This is a genomic window from Nocardioides sp. Z22_16 (assembly GCF_058134365.1).
Map to the genome: position 1 here is coordinate 830648 of NZ_JBYTTI010000002.1, position 18291 is coordinate 848938.

An 18291-nucleotide genomic window follows, 5' to 3' on the forward strand; every position below is an offset into this window, starting at 1 on the left:
GCCGAGCTCCGGTCAGGACTCGTCGTCGGCCGCGAAGCCCGCGACCACGTCGCGCAACGCCCCCAGCTGGGCGGTGATGGCGTCCCGGCGCTTCGACATCCTCTCCACCTCGGCCTTGATGGCCGCCAGCTCGCGCTCGGCCTCGGCGTGGCCGCTGGCGGCGATCGACTCGGCCTGCGTCTTGGCGGAGGTGACGATCTGCTGCGCCTCGCGCCGCGCCCGAGCGAGCATGGCGTCGGCCTCGGTCTGGGCCTGCTGACGCTGGCTGCTCGCCTGGGTGATCGCCTCGCGGGCCCGCTTCTCGGCGGCGGTGGCGCGCTCCTCGGCCTCCTTGACCAGTCGGGCGGTCTCGGCGGTGGCGTTGGAGTGGTGCTCGGTGGCCTCCCGGGCCAGGCGCTCCTTCTCCACGGCCAGGGTGCGTCGTGCCTCCTGGACCTCGCGGTCGGCGGCGGCACGCGCCTGCTCGGCCTCACGCTTGGCGGTGGTGCGCAGGTCGTTGGTCTCCTGCTGGGCGGCCAGCCGCAGCTGCTCGGCCTCCCGCTGCGCGGAGGCGCGCAGGTCCTCGGCCTCGCTGCGCGCCAGGGAGCGCTCCTGCTCGGCGTCGGCCAGGATGCGGGTGCGGCTCTCCTCCAGCTCCTTGAGCTGGACGATGCGCATGTCCTCGGCCTCCCGGGCGGCCTCGGCCTTGATCGCCCGACCGTCCCGGTGGGCCTGGTCGCGGATGTCCTGGGCGTCGCGCTCGGCGGCGCCACGCACGTCGGTGGCCTCGTCCTCGGCGAGCTTGAGCATCGACGCGGCGCGGCCCCCCAGGCCCGCGTACGTCGGGTTCTCGGCCTCGTCCAGCGACCTGCGGAGCCGCTCCACCTCTTCCTCGAGCGCCTTCAGTCGCTGCTCGGCCGCGCTGCGGCCGCCGGCCGCCTCGGCCTTCTCGGTGAGCAGGCTCTTGATCACGCGGTCGACGGCGTCCTTGTCGTAGCCGCCGCGTCGCACCATCGGGAGGGACGGCATCGGCGCGGCGCCCGAGGGGGCGGCGCCCGAGGGGGCGGCGCCCGAGGGCGCGGCGGCACGGGCCGGAGCCGCCGCCCTGGTCACCACCGGCTGCACCTGGGTGCGCTCGGTCGCTGCCGGCTTCTCGGACACGACGTCGAGGCGCTGGGTGGGAGCGTCGTCGGAGGGATCTCCGGAGTCGTCCTGGTCGAAGATGGACAGGCCCTCGTCGCGGCTCATGTGCGGGGCACCCTTTCTGGGGTCGGGGTGGTCTGGTGCTCACCCCAGTGTGACGGATCGGGCCAACAGACACACCCCGGCTCGCGGGACACCGGCGATGGAAAGCCGGTCGCGGTCCGGGGTGTGTCGGAGGTGGTGCTGCGGAGAGTGCTCAGACGCCGCGGAAGCGGTTGATCGCGGTGATGTGCTCGGCGCGCATCTCCTCGTCGCGCACGCCCATCCCCTCCTGCGGGGCGAGGCAGAGGACGCCGACCTTGCCCTGGTGGGCGTTGTTGTGGACGTCGAGCGCGGCCTGGCCGACCTCGTCGAGGGTGTAGGTCCGCGACACGGTCGGGTGGATCTTGCCCTGGGCGATGAGGCGGTTGGCCTCCCACGACTCGCGGTAGTTGGCGAAGTGGGAGGAGACGATGCGCTTGAGGTTCATCCACAGGTAGCGGTTGTCGTACTCGTGCATGTAGCCCGTGGTGGAGGCGCAGGTGGTGATGGTGCCGCCCTTGCGGGTCACGTAGACGCTGGCGCCGAAGGTCTCGCGGCCCGGGTGCTCGAAGACGATGTCGATGTCCTCGCCGCCGGTGAGCTCGCGGATCTTGGCGCCGAACCGCTTCCACTCCTTCGGGTCCTGGGTGTGCTCGTCCTTCCAGAACTGGTAGTTCTCCTCGGAGCGGTTGATGATCAGCTCGGCTCCCATGGACCGGGCGATCTTGGCCTTCTCCTCGTTGGAGACCACGCAGATGGGGGTGGCGCCGCCGTTGAGGGCGTACTGGGTGGCGAAGCCCCCGAGGCCGCCCGAGGCGCCCCAGACCAGGACGTTGTCGCCCTGCTTCATGGCGCCGCCGTTCCTGGAGACCAGCTGGCGGTAGGCGGTGGAGTTGACGAGCCCGGGGGAGGCAGCCTCCTCCCAGGTGAGGTGGGCCGGCTTCGGCATGAGCTGGTTGGCCTTGACCAGCGCGACGTGGGCGAGGCCCCCGAAGTTGGTCTCGAAGCCCCAGATGCGCTGCTCGGGGTCCATCATCGTGTCGTCGTGGCCCTCGGGGCCCTCGAGCTCGACCGAGAGGCAATGCGCGACGACCTCGGTGCCCGGCTTCCACTTGGTCACGCCGGGGCCGGTCTTGAGGACGACGCCGGAGAGGTCGGAGCCGACCACGTGGTACGGCAGGTCGTGCCGCTTGGTGAGCGGGCTGAGGCGGCCGTAGCGCTCCAGGAAGCCGAAGGTGGAGACGGGCTCGAAGATCGAGGTCCAGACGGTGTTGTAGTTGATCGCGGAGGCCATCACCGCGACCAGGGCCTCGCCCGGGCCCAGCTCGGGCAGCGCGACGTCCTCGACGTGGATCGACTTGCGCGGGTCCTTGTCGCGGGTCGCGAGGCCCTCGAACATGTCGACCTCGTCCTTGTGCACGGTCGCGGCCCGGTAGGACTCGGGCAGCTCGAGGTTGGCGAAGTCCTCCGGCGCCGTGTCGCCGGCGAGGATGGCATCGAGGATGTTCTGCACTGGTCTGGTCTCCTAGTACTGGGCTCGCGGGGTGGTGTGATGGGCGAAGATTACCCGTCGGTAACTGTGATGTAACCCATTGTGCGGCAGGTCATACCCACGCTACGGCCCCCGGCGGTCGGTCGGCGACGGCTGAGCGCACAGAGAAGACGGGAGGGCGGCGCCCGCCTACGGCCGCTGGTGGCGGGCGGCGGCGACGTCGTCGCGGGGTCAGTGACCGTCGGCAGCGGGCTCGACCAGCTCGACCAGGACGCCGCCGGCGTCCTTGGGGTGCACGAAGTTGATGCGCGAGCCGGCCGTCCCGCGCCGGGGTGCGTCGTAGAGGAGACGGACGCCTCGGCTGCGCAGGATCTCGCTGACCGCCTCCACGTCGGTGACGCGGTAGGCCAGCTGCTGGAGGCCGGGCCCCGAGCGCGCGAGGAACTTCGCGATGGTCGAGGTCTCGTCCAGGGGGGCCAGGAGCTGGATCGCCGAGCCCGAGTCGCCCACGGCGATCATCGCCTCGCGCACCCCCTGCTCCTCGTTGGTCTCCTCGTGGGCCACCCGCATGCCGAAGGTGTCCCGGTAGAAGGCGATCGCCTCGTCCAGGTCGGGGACGGCGATGCCCACGTGGTCGATGGCGGTGAACAGGTGGTCGGGGATCTCCAGAGGTGCGCTCATGGGGCCTATGGTCACCTGCCGTCCCGAGGGCCCGGGCGGGAGGTCCACATCAGGGACACCCGCTGGGGGGGGCGTTGCTGGGGTTAGGCTCGCTCGTACTTCACCCGCCAGCACAGGAGGCATCCCAGCATGTCGAGCAACACTTCCGTCATCGTCGCGGGGGCGCGGACCCCCATCGGGCGTCTTCTGGGTGGTCTGAAGGACCAGTCCGCGGCCGACCTGGGCGGCGTCGCGATCAAGGCCGCACTCGAGCGGGCGGGCGTCACCGGCGACCAGGTCGAGTACGTGATCATGGGCCACGTCATCCAGGCCGGCACCGGTCAGATCAGCGCGCGCCAGGCCGCCGTCAAGGGTGGGATTCCCATGGGCGTCCCCGCGCTGACGATCAACAAGGTCTGCCTCTCGGGGATCAACGCGATCGCCCTGGCCGACCAGCTGATCCGTGCGGGCGAGCACGAGATCGTCGTGGCCGGCGGCATGGAGTCGATGACCCAGGCCCCGCACCTGCTCCCCAAGTCCCGCGAGGGGTTCAAGTACGGCGACACCGCGCTGGTCGACTCGATGGCCTACGACGCGCTCTTCGACCAGTTCACCAACCAGGCCATGGGCCTGCTCACCGAGGAGTGCAACGCCGCGTCCGCCAACCTGACCCGGGAGGAGCAGGACACCTTCGCCGCCCGCAGCCACCGGCTCGCCGCCGTGGCGCAGAAGGACGGCGTCTTCGACGACGAGATCGTGCCCGTGGTCGTCACGTCGCGTCGCGGCGAGGTCACCGTCGACACCGACGAGGGGGTGCGCGCCGAGACCACCGTCGAGTCGCTCGGCGCCCTGCGCCCGGCGTTCTCCAAGGAGGGGACCATCACGGCCGGCTCCGCCTCCCAGATCTCCGACGGCGGCTGCGCCGTGGTCGTGATGAGCAAGGCCAAGGCCGAGGAGCTGGGCCTGACCTGGCTCGCCGAGATCGGTGCCTCCGGGCAGGTCGCCGGTCCCGACTCGACCCTGCAGCTGCAGCCCGCCGAGGCGATCGCCAAGGCCGCGCAGAAGGAGGGGATCTCGGTGCAGGACATCGACCTGTTCGAGATCAACGAGGCGTTCGCGGCGGTCGGGATCTCCTCGGCCCGCGAGCTCGGCGTCGACGAGGAGAAGGTGAACGTCAACGGCGGCGCGATCGCCCTGGGTCACCCGGTCGGCATGTCCGGTGCCCGGATCGTGCTGCACCTGGCGCTGGAGCTGAAGCGCCGCGGCGGCGGCATCGGCGCGGCCGCCCTCTGCGGCGGTGGCGGCCAGGGCGACGCGCTGATCATCCGGGTCCCGCAGGCGTGACACCGACGACCGGGGACCGACGCCGCACGGCGTCGGTCCCCGCTCTCGTCTCCGGCGCGCGGTCGGGCGACCCCAGGGCGGTGGCCCGGCTGATCTCGCTGGTCGAGGACGAGTCGCCGCTGCTGCGGGAGGCCACGGCCGCCTTGACCCCGTTCGCCGGGAGGGCCCACGTGGTGGGGCTCACCGGCTCGCCGGGCGTGGGGAAGTCGACCACGACCAGCGCCCTGGTCGGGGAGCTGCGCAGGGCGGGGCGCCGGGTGGGCGTGCTGGCCGTCGACCCGTCCTCCCCGTTCTCCGGGGGAGCGCTGCTGGGTGACCGGGTGCGGATGCAGGACCACGCGACGGACCCCGGTGTCTTCATCCGGTCGATGGCCTCGCGAGGCCACCTGGGCGGGCTCGCCTGGGCGACTCCCCAGGCGGTCAGGGTCCTGGACGCCGCCGGCTTCGACGTGGTGCTGGTGGAGACCGTGGGCGTGGGCCAGAGCGAGGTCGAGGTGGCCGGCCTCGCCGACACCACGGTGGTGCTGCTGGCCCCCGGCATGGGAGACGGGATCCAGGCCGCCAAGGCCGGGATCCTCGAGATCGGTGACCTCTACGTGGTGAACAAGTCGGACCGGGAGGGTGCCGACCAGGTCCGCCGCGAGCTTCGCACCATGCTGGCGATGACCGACCGGCGCGAGGGCGACTGGCGACCGCCCATCGTGCGCACCGTCGCCCGCGCGGGGGAGGGGATCGGTGAGGTCGTGGAGGGGCTCGCGGCCCACCTGGCCTGGTCGCAGGCCACCGGCGCCCGCGAGGTGAGGCAACGGCGCCGCGCCCGTCAGGAGGTCGAGGCGATCGCGGTCGCCTCGCTGCGTGGCCGGTGGGCCGGACTGCATGGGCACGCCTCGCTCGACGCCCTGGCCGAGGGGGTGGCGGCGGGCGAGCTGGATCCCTACGCCGCGGCCGATCGGCTGCTGGAGGCTCTGTAGCACACCCGCCGCGCACGGCCGGCGGTACCGGCAGCGCGCCTCCCCACACCCCTGCTCATCACCTGGTAGCAATGGGTCGATCTGTGACCTGAACCGGACGGAGTCTCGCAGATGAACCCCAAGAAGACGTTCCTCGTCCTGCTCGTGGTCTTCCTCGGGTTCTGGATGTTCACCGACCCCCGTGGTCTCGCGGACGCGGCGGAGTCCACCGCGACCACGGCGTGGGACCTGCTGGTCAGGCTCTTCGAGGCGATCATCGACTTCTTCGGCGCGCTCTGATGGGTCTGCGCCGGCGAGGTCCTGCTCGTGCGTGGCCGTGATGGGTCTCCTGACCGACCCTGACATCGGGCAGTACCTCCTGCGCGACGAGGGCGAGGTGGTCGTCGACGAGGTGCGGCACCACTGGACGGCCTACGTGCGGGCCGCACTGGAGCTTCTCGTCGCCGGGGCGCTGTTGGCGACCGTCCCCTTCGTCCACGTCGACCTGGCGTGGCTGCCGATGCTCGTGGCCGCGGCGGTGGCCCTGCACGCGGGGTGGCGGGCCCTGGGTGAGCACATGGACCGGTTCGTGATCACCAACATGCGGGTCTTCCGCGTGCATGGCGTCTTCTCCCGGCAGCACGCCACGATGCCGCTCTCCCGCATCCTCGACATCACGGTGAGCAAGCCGCTCGTCGGCCGGATCCTCGGCTACGGACACTTCTGCTTCGAGTCCGCCGCTCAGGAGCAGGGGCTGCGCGACATCCGCTTCGTGGGCCGGCCCAACGAGCGGGACCACGCGATCCAGCGGGTCGTGCAGCGGTCCGGTCTGCGCGGGCCCAGGGTCATCAACTGAGCGCACCCCGCAGGGGTGCGCCGGCTCGAGGACGAGTCAGCGGGCCTCGACCTGGAGGGTCTGCCCGCTGATCGCCTGGGCCCCGCTGCTCGCCAGGAAGAGGGCCACGGTCGCCACCTGCTCAGCGGTGGCCGGCGAGGTCGTCACCTTGCGGCGGGTCAGCAGGGACCCCTCGTGCGTCGAGGTCGTCACCAGGGGGTGGCGCGGCTGGGCGGGAACGCTGATCCGGGGCGAGCACAGCACGGTGTTGACCCGCGCGCCGAGCCGGGACCAGGCCCGGCCCGCGCGCTGGGTGTGGGCCTCGAGCTCGGCCTGCGCGTCGGCGGGCGTCTGCGTGAGCTCCAGCCACCGCTGCGTGGCGCTGGTGTGGATCACCGAGCCCCCGGCCGGTGAGGAGTAGAGGCGCTGGCGCAGCTGGTGGGTCAGGCGCAGTGGTCCGACGAAGCCGAGCCGGGCCGAGTGGGCCATGAACTCACGCTCGTGCGCCTCGAGCGTGTTGTCGAGGCGGGCGCCGGCCGCGTTGACGAGGACGTCGACGGCACCGATCCGGTCGACGAAGGAGTCGATGGCATCGCTGCTCGTCAGGCGGAGCTGGTGGTAGTCGAAGCGACTCAGATCGGCGTCGTAGAGAGACGGGAGGATCTTGCACCCCGTCACGGAGACCCGGGCGCCGGCGTCGAGGAATGCCTGGGCGACGGTCAGCCCGAGACCCCTGGTACCGCCGGTCACCAGGACGTGTCGAGAGGTGAAGTCAAAGCCGATGTCGATCACGACATCCCCTCCAGGAGTCCGAACGCGCGGCGGCGGAGCCACCGAGCGGGTGCGGCAGGACCCGTCGTGCGGCAGTAGACGGGTTGCGCAGTTTCTACCATCCAGCGTGGGTCGCTGGGAAGGGCAGGTCCAGACCTGATGGAATGCCGCCGTGACCCTCAACGACCTCCTCGCCGCCCTGCCCGAGAACCCCCGTGTCGTGGTGACCGGCAACCACGCGACGCCGTGGCACCTGCTGGATCTCGTGGACGCCGGGCTCGACCGCTACCGCCTGTGGGCGCTCAACGGCCAGCCCGGACTGCCCGACCGTGAGGGAGTCGAGCTCGAGACCTCCTTCGTGGGTCCGGGACAGCGCCGGAGTCCTCGGCTCCGCTACGTGCCGTCGCGCCTCTCCCTGGTGCCCACCCTCTTCCACGGCCTCCAGGCCCCGGACCTCGTGGTGCTGCACACCACCGTGCCGCGCGACGGCTTCGTCTCGCTCGGTGTCGAGGTCAACGTGCTGCCGGCCGCGATCGAGGCGGCCCGGGCCCGGGGCGGGAAGGTGATCGCCCAGGTCAACTCGGAGATGCCGTGGACCTACGGCGACGCCCTGGTCCCGGTGGACCACCTGGACCTGACGGTGGCCGCGGACGGGGCGCTGCCCACAGCGGCGAGCCTGCCCGTCGACGACGAGTCGGCCCTGATCGGCTCGCTGGTGGCCGCCCGGGTGCGCGACGGCTCGACGATGCAGGCGGGCATCGGGGCCGTCCCGGACGCCACCCTGCACGGTCTGGCCGGCCGTACCGGGCTGCGGATCTGGACCGAGATGTTCTCCGACAGTGTCCTCGCCCTGGAGCGGGCGGGGGCGCTGGACAGCTCGGTGCCGATCCGGTCGTCGTTCCTCTTCGGCTCCGCCGAGCTGCTGGAGTGGGTCCACGACAACCCCCGGGTCGAGATGCTGCGCACCGAGACCACGAACGACCCCGCCCGGATCGCTCACAACCACCAGATGACCAGTGTCAACACCGCGCTCCAGGTCGACCTGTTCGGGCAGGCCAACGCCTCGCGGATCAACGCCCGGATCCACTCGGGCTTCGGTGGCCAGACCGACTTCATCGTCGGCGCTCTCCACAGCCGGGGCGGTCAGGCGCTGATAGCGCTGAAGTCCTGGCACCCCAAGGCCGACCTCTCCACGATCGTCCCGATGGTCGAGGAGCCGCTGACCTCGTTCCAGATGAGCGCGGTGGTCACCGAGCAGGGCGTGGCCGAGGTCTTCGGTCACGACCAGCGCGAGCAGGCGCGCCACCTCATCACCCGGGCCGCGCATCCGTCGGTGCGCGACGAGCTGTGGGAGGAGGCTGCCGAGTTCGGACTGGCCTGAGTCACGGGGGTGCCGAGGGAGGGTCGTGGCGGTTCGAGTATCGGGATCGAGCGGACCGATCCGGCCGCTGAAGTTCCGCCGAACCTCAAGAAAAGGCCCACCCCGCTCCGCCGCTCACTGGCCGTCCGCGACAATGGGGCCATGACGCAGCAGCCGTTCTCTCGCCCCGGGGCCATCGACCTCTCGGCGCTCAAGCGCCCCGCACCGCCTGCCGGGGCCCCCGTGCCCCCCGGAGCGCCCGCAGGTGCGGGCCACGCAGGCGGAGGCTCCGCCTACGCCGTGGACATCGACCAGGCCAACTTCCAGGGCGTCCTCGAGGCGTCCATGACCGCGCCCGTGCTGCTGGTCTTCTACTCGCGGACCCGGATGCCGGAGAGCGGCCAGCTCGCCGACGACCTGCGCACCCTCTCCGACGAGCTCGAGGGCAGGTTCCTCGTGGGCCTCGTCGACGTCGACGCGGTCCCGGAGATCGCCCAGGCGATGCAGATCCCGTCGATCCCCCTCGTGGTGGCGGTGGTGGACGGCCGGCCCATGCCCCTGCTGCAGGACGTGGTCCCCCTGGAGGAGCTCCGCACGGCGCTGACCCAGGTGGCCCAGCAGCTCACCGTGCAGGGGATCACCGGTCGGCACCAGCCCCGGCACGGCGCGGCGGCCGAGGAGGGCGACGAGGTCGACCCGCGGTATGCCGCCGCCCAGGACGCGCTGGGCGAGGGCGACATCGACCGCGCGGTCGCGGAGTACCAGAAGCTGGTCGACGCCAACCCCGCCGACGTCGAGGCTGCGGCAGGGCTGGCCATGGCGAAGGTCCTGCTGCGCACCCGCGGCGTCGACCTCGCCGAGGCGAGGGCGGCGGCGGCCGCCTCCCCGGACGACGTGGACGCGCAGACGCTCGTCGCCGACCTCGACATGCTGGGGGGACACGTCGAGGACGCGTTCGCCCGTCTGGTCGACCTGGTACGACGGAGCTCCGGCACGGACCGCGAGCGTGCGCGGGACCACCTGCTGGGGCTCTTCGCGGCCGTCGGGAACGACGACCCCCGGGTGCTGAAGGGCCGGCAGAACCTGGCGTCCGCGCTCTTCTGACCCGCCTCAGTCGTCGGTGAGGACCGCTCGGCCGGCCTCCAGACGGGCCACGGGGACCCGGAACGGGGAGCAGGAGACGTAGTCGAGCCCGGTGGCCTCGAAGAAGTGGATCGAGGCCGGGTCGCCGCCGTGCTCCCCGCAGACCCCCACCTTGAGGTCCGGCTTGGTCGAGCGGCCCTTCTCCGTGCCCATCCGGACCATCCCGCCGACCCCGAGCGTGTCCAGCGACTCGAAGGGGGAGACGTCGAAGATGCCGTGCTCGAAGTACTGGGAGAAGAACTTCGCCTCCACGTCGTCGCGCGAGAAGCCCCAGGCCATCTGGGTCAGGTCGTTGGTGCCGAAGGAGAAGAACTCGGCGGACCGGGCGATGCGGTCGGCGAGGAACGCGGCCCGCGGGAGCTCGATCATGGTGCCGATCTTGAGGTCGATCTCGACACCACGCCGGGACTGCACCTCCTCGGCGACCCGGAGGATGTCGCGCTTGACCACGTCGAGCTCGCGGACGCTGGCCACGAGCGGGACCATGATCTCCGGCAGCGGCCGCCCGCCCGCCTCGATGCGGTCGGCGGACGCCTCCAGGATCGCTCGGGCCTGCATGACGAAGAGGCCGGGGATGTGGATGCCGAGACGCACCCCGCGCAGCCCTAGCATCGGGTTCTGCTCGTGCAGGCGCCGGACGTGGGAGAGCAGCGTGAGGTCGTGCTCCGAGGCGCCACCGGTCGACTCGGCCAGCGCCACCTTGACCGAGAGCTCGGTGTAGTCGGGCAGGAACTCGTGCAGGGGAGGGTCGATGAGCCTGATCGTGACCGGGAGGCCGTCCATCGCCTCCAGGATCCCTGTGAAGTCCTCTCGCTGCCTCGGCAGCAGCGCGTCGAGGGCGGCCTGCCGCGACTCCTCGTCCTCGGCGACGATGAGGTCCTCCACGAGCCCGCGCCGGTCTCCGAGGAACATGTGCTCGGTCCGGCACAGTCCGATGCCCTCCGCGCCGAAGCGGCGTGCCCGGGCCGCGTCCTCCGCGGTGTCGGCGTTGGCGCGGACCCCCATGCGGCGCCGTCTGTCGGCGTGCGCCATCACCTCCGCGACGGCGCCGACCACGTCCTCGTCGACCTCCTCGCCCTCGAAGTGACGGACCACGTGCGAGGGGGTCACCGCCACCTCGCCCAGGAAGACCTCGCCGGTGGCCCCGTCGATCGACAGCGTGTCGCCCTCCCGGATCACCCCGCCCCCGCGGATCCGCGCCTCCCGGGCCTCCGCGTCCACGTCGAGGCTCTCCGCGCCGCAGACGCAGGTGCGGCCCATGCCGCGCGCGACCACCGCGGCGTGGCTGGTCTTGCCGCCACGGCTGGTCAGGATGCCCGCGGCGACGACCATGCCGGAGAGGTCGTCGGGGTTGGTCTCCTTGCGCAGCAGGATCACCGGCTCGCCGCGCCCGGCCCACTCCACCGCGGTGGGGGAGTCGAAGACGACCCGGCCGACCGCCGCGCCGGGGGAGGCGTTCATCCCGACGGCGACGAGCTGCCGCTCGCCCGAGTCGTCGAAGCGGGGGAACATCAGGCTGGCGAGCTGCTCGCCCGTCACCCGGCGCAGCTGCTCGTCCGCGTCGATCGTCCCTTCCTCGCGCATGTGCCGCGCGATCCGGAACGCAGCCTCGGGAGTCCGCTTGCCGACCCGGGTCTGGAGCATCCAGAGCTTGCCGCTCTCCACGGTGAACTCGATGTCGCACATGTCGCGGTAGTGCCGCTCCAGGGTGGCCATGATCTCCAGCAGCTCGTCGTGCGAGCGCCGGTCGAGCCGGGCGAAGTCCGCCAGCGAGACCGTGTTGCGGATGCCGGAGACCACGTCCTCGCCCTGGGCGTTCTGGAGGTAGTCGCCGTAGACGCCCTGGTCCCCGGAGGCGGGGTCGCGGGTGAAGGCGACCCCGGAGCCGGAGTCCATGCCGAAGTTCCCGAAGACCATCGCCTGGACGTTGACCGCCGTGCCGAGATCCTCCGGGATCCGCTCCTGGCGCCGGTAGAGGCGGGCGCGGTCGGTGTTCCAGGAGTCGAAGACGGCACGGATCGCCAGCTCCAGCTGCTCGCGAGGGTCCTGGGGGAAGGGGCGGCCGGCGTGCTCGCCGATGATGCCCTCGAAGTCGCGCACGAGGCGGGCGAGGTCGTCGGTGTCCAGGTCGAGGTCCGAGTCGGTGCCCTTGGCCGCCTTGGCCTCCTCCAGCGCCCGGGAGAAGTGCTCGGCGTCGACGTGCAGGACGGTGGCCCCGAACATCTGCAGCAGCCGCCGGTAGGAGTCCTGGGCGAAGCGGGGGTTGCCGCTGCGTGCCGCCAGGCCCTGCACCGACGCGTCGTTGAGGCCGATGTTGAGGACCGTCTCCATCATTCCCGGCATCGAGAACTTCGCACCCGAGCGGACGCTGACCAGGAGCGGGTCCTCGGCGTCACCCAGGCGGCGCCCCATGCTCCGCTCCAGGGCGTCGAGGTGCGCGCTGACCTCGTCGCGGAGCCCCTCGGGTGAGCCACCCTCGCGGAGGTAGGCGCGGCAGGCCTCGGTGGAGATGGTGAAGCCCGGTGGGACCGGAAGCCCCAGGTTGGTCATCTCCGCGAGGTTGGCACCCTTGCCACCCAGCAGGTCCTTCTGGTCCTTGTTGCCCTGGCTGAAGTCGGTCACCCATCCCATGGGTCCATCCAACACCCGTGGGCCCCGGTGCGTCTGCCGGTCCCGGGACGCCGCTCGAACCGGGGCAGCCTCAGCGGCCGGACTCGGTGTAGCCCGGACCGTCGCCGAGGGCGGCCAGCGCAGCCTCCACCCGTCTGGCGGTGAAGTCGGCGGCGTGGCGGCGCACCTCGTCGGGAGCGCAGAACTGCACCCCGGCGATCTCGCGCTCCTGCCGGACCACGGAGCCGAGGACGGACCCGTCCACCACCCCTCCGTCGAAGACCAGGCAGAGGGCGTCGTCCCAGCCGCCCCAGGACGGGAGCCAGTCGGTGAGCAGCAGGCGACCCGGTGCCACCGAGAGCCCGAGCTCCTCCTCCACCTCGCGTGCCACCGCCGACTGCGGGGACTCGCCGACCTCCACCACTCCGCCGGGCAGGTCCCAGTCCTCCTTGTAGGTGAGCCGGCACATCAGCACGCGCCCCTCCTGGTCGCGGAGCAGGAGCTGGCTGATCGCCCGCTTGCGAGGCAGGAAGGAGTTGAGGAGTGCGCGGAAGCCGCCCGGTTCGGCGAGGGGGACGTCGGTGCTCAGGCGGGCGTAGACGATGCGGTCCTCGAGCCCTCCGGCCTCCTGGGCGGCGCCGCGCATCACGCCCTCGCGGTGCAGGCCCGCCCAGGTGGCCAGGCGCTGACCCTCGGCGTCGTCGGGAGAGACCCACGCCTCCACCCGGCTGTGTCGCGTCAGCGCCTGCTCGACGAGCAGGGTGAGCTGCGCCACCGCGGTGCGGAAGTCGTCGGCGTGCAGCCCTTCGGGCCAGGAGACCCTGGCCACTCCCTCGCTCACGGTGCGCACGGTGGGTTCGGGGCTCACGCGCGTCACCCTAGCTGCGACCCCGTGACCGCGGAGGACTCGGGACGAAGCCACAGCGTGGCCAGGGGAGGGAGGGTGAGGATGGCGCTCGCCGGCTGCTCGTGCCACGGCTCGGCGGTGGCCTTCACCGACCCGAGGTTCCCCACCCCCGAGCCGCTGTAGGCCTCGGCGTCGGTGTTGAGGACCTCCCGCCACACCCCGGCCTCGGGGAGCCCCAGACGGTAGCCCTCGTGGGGGACGGCCGCGAAGTTGGTGACGCAGACGAGGTCGGGCGCGCCGGGGGCCCGCCGGACGAAGGCGAAGACGTTGCCGCCGGCGTCGTGCGACTCCAGCCACGCGAAGCCGTGCGGGTCATTGTCCTGCGCGTACAGCGCGGGGGAGTCCCGGTAGACCCGGTTCATCTCCCGCACCAGGTCGCTGACGCCCCGGTGCTCGGGGTGGTCGAGGAGCCACCAGTCGAGCTCGCGGGCCTCCGCCCACTCGGCCTCCTGGCCGAACTCGCTGCCCATGAAGAGCAGCTGCTTGCCTGGGTGGGCCCACATGTAGGCCAGGTAGGCCCGCAGGTTGGCCAGCTGCCGCCAGCGATCGCCGGGCATCTTGCGCAGCAGCGAGCCCTTGCCGTGCACCACCTCGTCGTGGCTGATCGGCAGCACGTAGTTCTCCGACCAGGCGTAGACCAGCGGGAAGGTCAGCTCACCGTGATGGTGGCCGCGGTACACCGGGTCGCGCTGCACGTAGGCGAGGGAGTCGTGCATCCAGCCCATGTTCCACTTGAAGCCGAAGCCGAGTCCGTCGTCGGAGGTGGGGCGGGTGACCCCGGGCCAGGACGTGGACTCCTCGGCGATGGTGAAGGCGCCCGGCACCCGCTTGTAGACGGTGGCGTTCATCTCCTGGAGGAAGTTGACCGCCTCCAGGTTCTCCCGCCCGCCGTGCACGTTGGGGCTCCACTGACCGGGCTCGCGGGAGTAGTCGAGATAGAGCATCGAGGCGACCGCGTCGACGCGCAGGGCGTCCACGTGGAACTCCTCGAGCCAGAAGAGGGCGTTGGCGACCAGGAAGTTGCGGACCTCCCGTCGCCCGAAGTTGAAGACGTAGGTGCCCCAGTCCGGGTGCTCGCCGCGAGAGGGGTTGGGGTCCTCGTAGAGCGGGGTGCCGTCGAAGCGGGCGAGGGCGAACTCGTCCTTCGGGAAGTGCGCCGGCACCCAGTCCACGATCACCCCGATGCCCGCGCGGTGCAGCCGGTCGACGAGGAGCCGGAACCCGTCCGGGTCCCCGAAGCGCGAGGTGGGCGCGAAGTAGGAGGTGACCTGGTAGCCCCAGGAGCCGCCGAAGGGGTGCTCCATCACCGGCATCAGCTCGACGTGGGTGAACCCGAGGTCCTGCACGTAGGGGACCAGGCTGTCGGCGATCTCCTCCCAGGTGTAGAGGCGGCCGTCCGGGTGCCGCCGCCAGGAGGCCAGGTGCAGCTCGTAGACCGCCATCGGTTCCTCGACCGGCCGGCGCCCGACTCGGGACTCCATCCATTCCTGGTCCTGCCACTCGTAGTCGGAGCGGAAGACCACCGAGGCCGTCTCGGGCGGGACCTGGGTGTGGAACGCCATCGGGTCGGCCTTGTCGCGCCAGACGCCGTCGGCACCGCGGATGCGGAACTTGTAGCGCTCGCCGCCGGTCACCCCCGCCACCTGCGCGTGCCAGATCCCCGAGCTGCCGATGGGGTCGAGGGGGGTGCCGTCCCAGCCGTTGAAGTCCCCGACGACCTGGACCTCCTGGGCGTGAGGGGCCCACACGGAGAACGCGGTGCCGGTCTCGACGACCTGGGCACCGAGGACCTGCCACAGCTCCTCGTGCCGACCCTCGTTGATCAGGTGGATGTCGAGCTCTCCGGGTCCCGTCATGCGTTCACTCCGCTCGTGTCGGTGGGGTCGCTGGCCGTGCGGCCACGTGGTGGCTCCTGGGAGAGCTGCGCGAGGGCGGCCAGGGGGATCTCGACCCACCCGGGTCGGTTGCGCGCCTCGTAGGCGCACTCGTAGACGGCCTTGTCCGCGACGTACGCCCCGAGGAGGGTCTGCTCGGAGTCGGTCAGGCCCTCGGGGGCGTAGGCCTCCAGGAAGGCGGTCTGGTTGCGGATCGACCATTCCTTGGCCCGGTAGCTGAGCTGGGCGTTGGCCCCCTCGCCGGGATGGTTCTTGACCGAGACCCGGGGGGCGTAGTCGAAGGAGCGCAGCATCCCGGCGACGTCGCGCCACACCGAGTCGGGCCGCAGCCGCTCCGCCAGGGGTCGGGCCGGCTCACCCTCGAAGTCCACGATCTTCCACCCGCGCACCGTGCGCAGCGTCTGCCCCAGGTGCAGGTCCCCGTGCACCTGCTGCACCCGGACGCCCTCGAGGGTGGGGATCCGGTCGTAGGTCGCCCGGAGGAGCTGCTCGTAGGGCTCGACACCCTCGGCCACGGTCAGGGCGTCGTCGAGGCGCCGGTGCATCTGGCCGGCGAGCGCCTCGAGCTCCTCGCGGCCACGCTCGGCGACCGGGAAGTGCTCGGCCAGCACCTCGTGGGTCTCCCGCAGCGCGGTCCCGAGACGCGCCGCCTCGCCGGCGAAGTCGCCTCCCACCTCGTCGGGATGCAGGTCGCCCTCGGCGAAGAGGTCGCGGACGCTGACCAGGGCGAGCTCCCAGCCGTCGCTCGCGGTGCGCAGGTACTGCTGGAGCATGGCGAGCTGGATCACCGCGTCCGCCTCGTCGTCGACGACGTCGAGCCACCCGTAGAGCGCTGCCACGTGGTCGGAGCCGGCCAGGGTGAGGACGTCGTGGATGGCGATGTCCGGGTTGACCCCGGGCGTGACCTTGCGGAACACCTTCATCACCGAGTCCTCACCGAACCGCACCGACGAGTTCGACTGCTCCCCGGTGAAGAGGGTCGAGTGGGCCTCCACGTCGATCTCGACATCCGGCAGGGTGTGGAAGAGCAGCGACTCGTTCGTGCTCTCCCCGCGACCGCTGAGGGCGAACGCCTCGAGCCACAGCGCCATCGCCTCGCGGTCGTGGAGCGCGTCGTAGACGTGCCGGAAGGTGCCGGGGCTCGCCGGGTCCTCCCAGGTGCCCACGAGCGCGTGGCCGAGCCGCTCCTGCGGGTGTGCGTAGTGGGCCAGGGGCACCTGGTAGAGCTCGCGGTCCTCGCTGTCGGAGTAGGCGACCTCCACCAGCAGGATCTCCACGTGGGTCTGCTGACCGCTCAGGGTGCCGGCCAGGCGGGTGCGCGCGACCGTGAAGTCGCGGCCCTTCCCCGCGAACCAGCGCGCGTGGGCGAGTAGGTCGGCCAGGTCCTCGTGCACGCTCATCGGCTGCTCTCATCTGTCGGGGTGGTCAGCTGGAACCAGTAGAAGCCGTACCCGCCCATGGTCAGCAGGTAGGGCATCTCGCCCACCGCAGGGAAGGGCACCCCGCCCAGCAGCTCGACGGGGACGAGCCCCTCCCAGCGGCGCAGGTCGAGCTCGACCGGCTGGGGGAAGCGCGAGAGGTTGTTGACGCAGACGATGACCTCGCGGCGACCCGAGGGGCCGACGTGCTCGCGGGCGTAGGAGAGCACCGCCGGGTTGGAGCCGCCGAGGTCGGTGAAGTCGCCGAGGCCGAACGCCGGGTGCTGGCGCCGGGCGTGGATCATCCTGCGCGTCCAGTGCAGGAGCGAGGAGGAGTTCGAGAGCTGGGACTCCACGTTGACCGACTGGTAGCCGTAGACCGGGTCCTGCACCGGCGGGAGGTGGAGCTTTCCCGGGTTGGCCGAGGAGAACCCGGCGTTCCGGTCCGGCGTCCACTGCATCGGGGTCCGGACGCCGTCACGGTCGCCGAGCCAGATGTTGTCGCCCATCCCGATCTCGTCGCCGTAGTAGAGGACGGGGGAGCCGGGCAGCGACAGCAGCAGGGCGGTGAAGAGCTCGATCTGGTTGATGTCGTTGTCGAGCAGCGGGGCCAGCCGGCGCCGGATGCCGATGTTGGCCTTCATCCGGGGATCCTTGGCGTACTCGTCCCACATGTAGTCGCGGTCCTCGTCGGTGACCATCTCCAGGGTCAGCTCGTCGTGGTTGCGCAGGAAGATCCCCCACTGGCAGTTGTCGGGGATCTCGGGCGTCTGCTCGAGGATCTCCGAGATGGGGAACCGGGACTCGCGCCGGACCGCCATGAAGATGCGCGGCATGACCGGGAAGTGGAACGCCATGTGGCACTCGTCGCCCCCCACCGCGGGGTCGCCGAAGTACTCGACCACGTCGGAGGGCCACTGGTTGGCCTCGCACAGCAGCACCCGCCCGGGGTAGTGCTCGTCGACGAAGCGGCGGCACTCACGGAGGAACTCGTGGGTCTCGGGCAGGTTCTCACCGTTGGTGCCCGGCCGCTCGAAGAGGTAGGGGACGGCGTCGAGGCGGAACCCGTCCAGGCCCATGTCGAGCCAGAAGCCCATCGCGTCGAGCATCGCCTGGCGCACCGCGGGGTTGTCGAAGTTGAGGTCGGGCTGGTGGTGGAAGAAGCGGTGCCAGTAGTACTGCCCGCGGACCGGGTCGTAGGTCCAGTTGGACGGCTCGGTGTCGACGAAGATGATCCGGGCGTCGGAGTAGAGCTCGTCGGTGTCGGACCACACGAAGAAGTCGCCGTACGGGCCGTCCGGGTCGGTGCGACTGGCCTGGAACCACGGGTGCTGGTCGCTGGTGTGGTTCATGACGAAGTCGATGATCACCCGGATGTCGCGCTTGTGGCACTCGTCGAGGAAGTCGTGGAAGTCCTCGACCGTGCCGCACTCGGGGAGGATGTTGGTGTAGTCGGCGACGTCGTAGCCGCCGTCCCTGAGGGGCGAGGTGAAGAAGGGCGGGACCCACAGGCAGTCCACCCCCAGCCACTGCAGGTAGTCGAGCTTCTCGATCAACCCCCGGAAGTCGCCCGTGCCGTCGCCGTCGGAGTCGCGGAACGAGCGGACCAGGACCTCGTAGAAGACGGCTCGCTTGAACCAGTCGGGCTGCTCGGCGGTGTTGCTGGTGTCCTCGAAGTCGTTGGTCGCACCCCGCTCCTCGAT

General features: G+C 71.3%; 15 protein-coding genes. 6 read left to right on the plus strand and 9 right to left on the minus strand.

Going from position 1 to position 18291, the window contains the following annotated elements:
* Nucleotides 1-12 precede the first annotated feature (12 nt).
* The 3 genes from AC3X7R_RS08240 to mce form a co-directional block, all read right to left on the minus strand.
* Nucleotides 13-1227, minus strand: coding sequence for a hypothetical protein (locus AC3X7R_RS08240; RefSeq protein ID WP_489965103.1), 1215 nt, complete (start codon nt 1225-1227; stop codon nt 13-15).
* 151 nt (nt 1228-1378) lie between these two features.
* Nucleotides 1379-2716 carry a crotonyl-CoA carboxylase/reductase gene (ccrA, locus tag AC3X7R_RS08245; RefSeq protein ID WP_489965104.1) on the minus strand — a complete coding sequence of 446 codons (1338 nt, stop codon included), beginning with the start codon at nt 2714-2716 and terminating at the stop codon, nt 1379-1381.
* Nucleotides 2717-2926: 210 nt separating this feature from the next.
* The gene (gene mce / locus AC3X7R_RS08250; protein ID WP_489965105.1) at nt 2927-3376 is read right to left on the minus strand and encodes a methylmalonyl-CoA epimerase; all 450 of its coding nucleotides are present in this window, start codon (nt 3374-3376) and stop codon (nt 2927-2929) included.
* A 129-nt stretch (nt 3377-3505) separates the two neighbouring features.
* On the opposite strand from mce, the gene AC3X7R_RS08255 reads away from it, so the two are divergent.
* From AC3X7R_RS08255 to AC3X7R_RS08270, 4 genes are all read left to right on the plus strand, one after another.
* Nucleotides 3506-4699 (plus strand): acetyl-CoA C-acetyltransferase, encoded by a 1194-nt coding sequence (locus AC3X7R_RS08255; RefSeq protein WP_489965106.1) that lies wholly within the window; start codon nt 3506-3508, stop codon nt 4697-4699.
* Nucleotides 4696-5670, plus strand: a complete 975-nt coding sequence (gene meaB, locus AC3X7R_RS08260) for a methylmalonyl Co-A mutase-associated GTPase MeaB (protein WP_489965107.1) — start codon at nt 4696-4698, stop codon at nt 5668-5670. Before AC3X7R_RS08255 ends, meaB begins: the two co-directional genes overlap by 4 nt.
* 111 nt (nt 5671-5781) lie before the next feature.
* Nucleotides 5782-5949, plus strand: coding sequence for a hypothetical protein (locus AC3X7R_RS08265; protein WP_489965108.1), 168 nt, complete (start codon nt 5782-5784; stop codon nt 5947-5949).
* Between the two features lie 40 nt (nt 5950-5989).
* Nucleotides 5990-6505 (plus strand): PH domain-containing protein, encoded by a 516-nt coding sequence (locus tag AC3X7R_RS08270; protein WP_489965109.1) that lies wholly within the window; start codon nt 5990-5992, stop codon nt 6503-6505.
* 36 nt (nt 6506-6541) lie between these two features.
* Here the strand turns inward: AC3X7R_RS08270 and AC3X7R_RS08275 are convergent, their stop codons facing one another.
* Nucleotides 6542-7276: an SDR family NAD(P)-dependent oxidoreductase gene (locus AC3X7R_RS08275; RefSeq protein WP_489965110.1), complete on the minus strand. Its 735-nt coding sequence runs from the start codon at nt 7274-7276 to the stop codon at nt 6542-6544.
* 151 nt (nt 7277-7427) lie between these two features.
* Here AC3X7R_RS08275 and AC3X7R_RS08280 point away from each other — a divergent pair, with 151 nt between their 5' ends.
* Nucleotides 7428-8636 (plus strand): acetyl-CoA hydrolase/transferase family protein, encoded by a 1209-nt coding sequence (locus AC3X7R_RS08280; protein ID WP_489965111.1) that lies wholly within the window; start codon nt 7428-7430, stop codon nt 8634-8636.
* Nucleotides 8637-8777: 141 nt separating this feature from the next.
* Nucleotides 8778-9719 carry a co-chaperone YbbN gene (locus AC3X7R_RS08285; protein ID WP_489965112.1) on the plus strand — a complete coding sequence of 314 codons (942 nt, stop codon included), beginning with the start codon at nt 8778-8780 and terminating at the stop codon, nt 9717-9719.
* Nucleotides 9720-9725: 6 nt separating this feature from the next.
* Here the strand turns inward: AC3X7R_RS08285 and ppdK are convergent, their stop codons facing one another.
* The 5 genes from ppdK to treS all read right to left on the minus strand — a co-directional run bounded on the left by ppdK (nt 9726) and on the right by treS (nt 18291).
* Nucleotides 9726-12389, minus strand: coding sequence for a pyruvate, phosphate dikinase (gene ppdK / locus AC3X7R_RS08290; protein ID WP_489965113.1), 2664 nt, complete (start codon nt 12387-12389; stop codon nt 9726-9728).
* Nucleotides 12390-12459: 70 nt separating this feature from the next.
* The gene (locus AC3X7R_RS08295) at nt 12460-13236 is read right to left on the minus strand and encodes an NUDIX hydrolase (RefSeq protein WP_489965114.1); all 777 of its coding nucleotides are present in this window, start codon (nt 13234-13236) and stop codon (nt 12460-12462) included.
* Nucleotides 13237-13241: 5 nt separating this feature from the next.
* Entirely contained in the window at nt 13242-15131 is a 1890-nt protein-coding gene (glgB, locus tag AC3X7R_RS08300; protein WP_489965115.1) for a 1,4-alpha-glucan branching protein GlgB, read from the minus strand.
* Nucleotides 15128-16570 carry a maltokinase N-terminal cap-like domain-containing protein gene (locus AC3X7R_RS08305; protein ID WP_489965117.1) on the minus strand — a complete coding sequence of 481 codons (1443 nt, stop codon included), beginning with the start codon at nt 16568-16570 and terminating at the stop codon, nt 15128-15130. Before AC3X7R_RS08305 ends, glgB begins: the two co-directional genes overlap by 4 nt.
* Nucleotides 16567-18291, minus strand: coding sequence for a maltose alpha-D-glucosyltransferase (gene treS / locus AC3X7R_RS08310; RefSeq protein WP_489965142.1), 1725 nt, complete (start codon nt 18289-18291; stop codon nt 16567-16569). The genes AC3X7R_RS08305 and treS overlap by 4 nt, the downstream gene beginning before the upstream one ends.